The 4,970-nt window shown below is 64.9% G+C and carries 5 protein-coding genes; 2 read left to right on the top strand and 3 right to left on the bottom strand.

Annotation, left to right across the window (positions count from 1 at the left end; translation table 11 throughout):
- Positions 1–768 (top strand): MBL fold metallo-hydrolase (locus V5A20_RS12980; RefSeq protein ID WP_332327524.1); only part of this gene is annotated, 768 nt, incomplete at its 5' end.
- 7 nt (positions 769–775) lie between these two features.
- Here V5A20_RS12980 and trhA read toward each other — a convergent pair.
- Together trhA and V5A20_RS12970 are read right to left on the bottom strand one after the other, a co-directional pair.
- Positions 776–1,468, bottom strand: coding sequence for a PAQR family membrane homeostasis protein TrhA (gene trhA / locus V5A20_RS12975; RefSeq protein WP_332314676.1), 693 nt, complete (start codon positions 1,466–1,468; stop codon positions 776–778).
- A gap of 84 nt (positions 1,469–1,552) precedes the next feature.
- The gene (locus V5A20_RS12970) at positions 1,553–2,119 is read right to left on the bottom strand and encodes a YkvA family protein (RefSeq protein ID WP_332314677.1); all 567 of its coding nucleotides are present in this window, start codon (positions 2,117–2,119) and stop codon (positions 1,553–1,555) included.
- 202 nt (positions 2,120–2,321) lie between these two features.
- On the opposite strand from V5A20_RS12970, the gene V5A20_RS12965 reads away from it, so the two are divergent.
- The gene (locus tag V5A20_RS12965) at positions 2,322–2,741 is read left to right on the top strand and encodes an OsmC family protein (RefSeq protein ID WP_332314678.1); all 420 of its coding nucleotides are present in this window, start codon (positions 2,322–2,324) and stop codon (positions 2,739–2,741) included.
- Between the two features lie 40 nt (positions 2,742–2,781).
- Here the strand turns inward: V5A20_RS12965 and V5A20_RS12960 are convergent, their stop codons facing one another.
- Positions 2,782–4,464, bottom strand: coding sequence for an acyl-CoA carboxylase subunit beta (locus tag V5A20_RS12960; RefSeq protein ID WP_332314679.1), 1,683 nt, complete (start codon positions 4,462–4,464; stop codon positions 2,782–2,784).
- Positions 4,465–4,970: the final 506 nt, after the last annotated feature.

Raw genomic sequence — 4,970 nt, 5'->3', positions numbered from 1 at the left:
GCCATGCCCGCCCTCCACCTCCTCGGCACCGGCGCCGCGATCAGCGACGCGCACCGCACCACCACCATGCTTGCGGTGTCGGACGACGCGTCCCCCTCAAATACGCTCGTCGTAGACTGCGGCGGCGACGTGCTGCAGCGCCTGCAGGCCTGTGGCCGGGCCATCGATGACGTCGACGGCCTCCTTGTCACCCACGCCCACATGGACCACACGAGCGGCTTTCCGCTCTTCATGGAAAAGATCTGGCTCGACGGCCGCGACCGCCCGATCCCCGTCTGCGGCATTGAGCCCGCCTTGGCCCAGGTCCGGCGCACATGGGACGCGTTCGCGCCGGTGCACGAGGGCTGGGAGGACATTCCCCCCATCAACTGGCACAAGGTCCCCCACGAGCAGGGAGCACGCCTCTGGACCCAGGCTCCATGGACCGTCACCGCGACTCCGGTCGACCACGGCGATACGGCGAACGTGGGGCTCCGCGTGGAGCACGCCGACGCCGACGGCGTGCTGGCCTACTCCTGCGACACGGCGCCCACCTCCAGCGTCGTCGACCTGGCGGAGGGGGCCGACGTGCTGGTCCATGAAGCCAACGGCGTCGGCGACGGGCACTCGACCGCGGCGGGGGCGGCGGAGGTGGCCGCCGAGGCCGGCGTGGATCGGCTCTTGCTGGTCCACCTCCCCCCCGGCGACAAGAGCAACGCCCTGCGAGAGGCCCGCCAGGTCTTTCCCCACACGGACCTCGGCGAGGAGCTCGGGACGTACGGGTGGTAGCCCCACGCTACAGGACGTACAGCACCACCGCGGCGTAGTGGCACGCGCTCCCGACCAGCACGAACACGTGCCAGATCGCGTGGCTGTACCGCAGGGAGTGCCAGCCGTAGAAGAGAACGCCGATGGTGTAGGCCAGTCCGCCCGCAACGATTAAGAGCAGCCCCCCAAGCGGCAGCGCGGCGCGCATCGGGCTCGCGAAGAGCACCCCAAGCCAGCCCATCAGCAAGTACAGAGAGGTGGCCGCTGGGTGAAAGCGGTGCGTCGAGAACAGTTTGAAGAGCAGTCCCGCGAGGGCGAATCCCCACACCAGTGCAAGCACGCTCCAGCCCCACCCTTCCCGCATGAGCACCCCGGCGAAGGGGGTGTAGGTCCCCGCAATGAGCAAAAAGATGGCGACGTGGTCGAGGATGCGGAGCGTTCGCTTCAGCCGCGCGGTGCCGACGCTGTGGTAGAGGGTAGAGGTGGCGTAGAGGAAGACGAGCGTCCCCCCGAAGACCGCCGAGGCCGCCAGGTCCCACCCACCGCCCGCGACCCCCGACAGAATAATCAGTCCCATCCAGCCAATCACACTCAGCACAAGCCCAACTCCGTGCGTGATGGCGTTCGCCAGTTCTTCCTCGTAGGACTGCCGCTTGTGCGGCGCCATGGTCGGGTCCTGGGCGGGCTCGGACGCCTCGCCCTTAAAGTTCAACGGGAGCATGGCGGACAACGCCTATCGGCGAGCAGTCAGCAAGGAGTGAGGATACTTGACACATAAAGATACGACGCACCATAGGCCCTACTGTTACGAAGAGATTAGATCCGGACCGGATGCGTCTCGGTCGGTGGTTTCTTCCTCTTGCTGTCGAGCGCGTCGCCACGCTCGATAGTCCCGCAAATCTTGCTCCACGAGGGCGAGGCAGGCCGACACGACGGCGGCGTCGTCGAGAAGTCCCACCACAGGAAGGGCGTCCGGCACCAGATCGAACGGGTTGAGGACGTAGAGAAGCGCGAAGCCCGCCGCACTGAGCGTCCAGACCGGGAGACCGCGGTACCGCCCTTCACGGGCATCCCGGACCAGATGCAGAAGCAGCCGGCCATCGTCCAGAAAACGCCGAAGCCCTCCGCCGTCTTGGAAGCGGGCCTCAATCGCCTCGGCGCGCTCGATGACCGTGTCGAGGTCCATCTTGGTGATGCGCCGGGCATTCTCCCGCACGTACTCGGAATCAATGCGGGCAAGCCGGTCGGCGAGTCCGGTGTTGCGGAGGGCTCGAACGCGCGTCTTCAGTCGTGCGAAGACGGACGTGGAAGGAGAACCATCCGGCGAGGCGTCTCGCGGAGCCGGGGACGTGTCGGTCTGACCGTCGGCCATTTCGGAGCAGGGTGATTCGAAAAGCGCGGGAAAGAACTACGCGATCCGGGGACAAATACTCCCCACTCTGTCACACTGGTCCCTTGCCCTGCCAGTCGCCAAAGATTTGTTTTACAATAACGGCATTTGCCCCGCTGACTCTCTCCCAACAATTCTCTATGTTGAGCACCAAGTATTTTTCACCGTCCCCTTTTCCGTGCGTATGCACTTGAGCATAGATCAGATCAACGATGCCGTCCAGTTTCGCGGCACGAACGGCGACCACGACGTGACGATCGCCTCAACGGGCGACCAGGACGGCCTGAGCCCGATGGAGATGGCCGCCCTGAGCGTCGTCGGCTGCAGCAGCATCGACCTCCTGACGATCCTGGAGAAGCAGAAACAGACCGTCGACGACTTCCACGCCGAGATTGATGGAACGCGGGCCGACGACTCCCCGCGCGTCTTCACCGACCTGCACCTGCACTACCGGCTCGACGGCGACGTAAACCCGGACAAGGTTCGCCGGGCGATTAACCTGAGCCTCGACACGTACTGCTCGGTGTCGAACATGGTCGATCAGACCGCCACCATCACGTACGCCTTTACCGTCAACGGCGACCGGTACGAGCAGGACGAGTAGCCTCGTCCACCGCCGAACACCCCGAGAACACAACGCCGACCTACGTCTGGATCACCCCGGGATTGAACCGCTCCAGCGTCGGGTTGTGGTCGACCATGTCGAGTCCGCGACTGAGCCATTCCCGCGTATCGAGCGGGTCGATGAGGGCGTCCACCCACAGACGAGCCGCCGCATAGTACGGAGTCGTCTGCTCCTCGTAGCGGTCCTGTATCTCGGACAGCAGCGCCTGCTCGTCCTCCTCTGAGAGTTCTTTCCCTTGTTTCTCGAGCTGGCGCACCTTGATCTGCTTGAGCACCGTCGAGGCCTGCGTCCCCCCCATCACCGCAATCTTGGCCGTGGGCCAGGCCAGCACGAGGCGCGGATCGTAGGCCCGCCCGCACATTGCGTAATTGCCGGCGCCGTACGAATTGCCCACCACCACGGTGAGCTTCGGCACCGTGGAGTTGGACACGGCGTTGACCATCTTCGCGCCGTCCTTGATGATGCCCCCCTGCTCGGCCCGCTTTCCCACCATGAAGCCCGTCACGTCTTGGAAGAAGACGATGGGGATCTCCTTCTGGTTGCAGTTCATGACGAAGCGAGCCCCCTTGTCTGCCGCATCGCCGTAGATGACCCCCCCCACCTGAATTTCTCCCTTCGAGTCGAGATCGGTCCGGTTGCGCACCACGGCCCGCTGGTTCGCCACGACCCCCACGTTCCACCCATCGATACGGGCGTAGCCGGTGAGTAGGGTTTGGCCATACCCCTCCTTGTACTCGGTCCACGACTCCGCGTCGACAATCCGGGCCAGAATTTCGCGCATGTCGTACTGGGCATTCCCCTCCGCCGGGAAAAGGCCGTACAGCTCGTCCGCCGGGTAGGCCGGTTCGGCCGACTCTTTCCGGGCGTATCCGAAGCGTTCCACCGGGCCCGAGTGGTCCACGAGCGACCGGATCTTGTCCAGCGCCGCCTCGTCGTCCTCAACTTTGTGGTCGACCACGCCGGAGATTTCGGAATGGGTGGTGGCACCCCCCAGCTCGTCCTTCTCCACGTCTTCCCCAATGGCCGCCTTCACGAGGTACGGCCCCGCCAGAAACACGGAGCCGGTGTCCTCTACGATAATGGCCTCGTCGCTCATGATGGGGAGGTAGGCCCCGCCGGCCACACAGCTGCCCATGATGGCCGCGATCTGCGGAATGCCCTTGCTCGACAGCCTCGCGTTGTTGCGGAAGATGCGGCCGAAGTCGTCCTCGTCCGGAAAAATCTCGTCCTGCATCGGCAGGTACACGCCCGCCGAGTCGACCAGGTAAAGGATGGGCACGTGGTTCTCCAGCGCAATCTTCTGCGCGCGGAGGTTCTTTTTGGCTGTAATCGGAAACCAGGCCCCCGCCTTCACGGTCGCGTCGTTCGCCACGATCATGCACTCACGGCCGCTTACGGGCCCGAGGCCCATGACGGTGCCCCCGGCGGGGCAGCCGCCCTCCTCTTCGTACATCTCGTACCCGGCAAAGAGCCCCACCTCCGCAAACGCCTCCGGGGCGTCGACCAGGTACTCGATCCGCTCGCGGGCAGTGAGCTTGCCGCGTTCGTGCTCTCGCTCGACCTTTTCCGCACCGCCTCCCTCTCGCACCGTCGCGGCGCGCTCCTTCATCGTTTCGACGAGGGCTTCGTAGTGGGCGGCCTGCTCCTGGAACGAAGCGCTTTCAGCAGAGGCGGGGGTGCCTAGGGTGCCAGAGTCGGACATGCAAACACGGAGGTTGCGAGAAGAGTGGTACGGGGCTCAATCTAACCGCCGTGCGCACCAATCCAAAGCCCTGCGTTCCGAAATGGACGCCCGTGGCTCGTGGGCGCGGTCGCAGTCTCCTAGATGAGGCCCGCCCGTGAAGGCGTCCGTACGGGCAGGAAACATCCGGAGCGTGGGCGGGAACTTTCCGGGCCTGGGGCGTCAAAGGTCCGGGGGGAATCCACTTTACAACACCGCATCGGTTGGATGCGGGGAGACATTGATATGAGCAGACCACAGAAAGTCTTCGCCAGCCCTTTTCGTCGGGTGTACCGGCGCCGCCCATCGCCACGCCTAAAGGCCTTCCGGGCCCGGAAGAAGCGCCGTGCAAAGCAAATTCGGAGGGCCCTCCGCCGGGCCGCCCGCACAGGGACGCCACGTGCCCCTCTCGTGCCTGGAACGGAGGCACGAAGCTCTTTTCGTACAGGGCAGCACCGAGCGCCCTCCCACCTTCAGACCTTGCCCCT

Source organism: Salinibacter sp. (assembly GCF_036626415.1).
Classification (GTDB): Bacteria; Bacteroidota; Rhodothermia; order Rhodothermales; family Salinibacteraceae; genus Salinibacter.
This window is presented reverse-complemented; position numbering and strand designations above follow the sequence as displayed.

Excerpts from the sequence above, each read along its gene's own strand:
- V5A20_RS12960 (WP_332314679.1), bottom strand. The coding sequence starts at position 4,464 with ATGTCCGACTCTGGCACCCTAGGCACCCCCGCCTCTGCTGAAAGCGCT.
- trhA (WP_332314676.1), bottom strand. The coding sequence starts at position 1,468 with ATGCTCCCGTTGAACTTTAAGGGCGAGGCGTCCGAGCCCGCCCAGGAC.
- V5A20_RS12970 (WP_332314677.1), bottom strand. The coding sequence starts at position 2,119 with ATGGCCGACGGTCAGACCGACACGTCCCCGGCTCCGCGAGACGCCTCG.
- V5A20_RS12965 (WP_332314678.1), top strand. The coding sequence starts at position 2,322 with ATGCACTTGAGCATAGATCAGATCAACGATGCCGTCCAGTTTCGCGGC.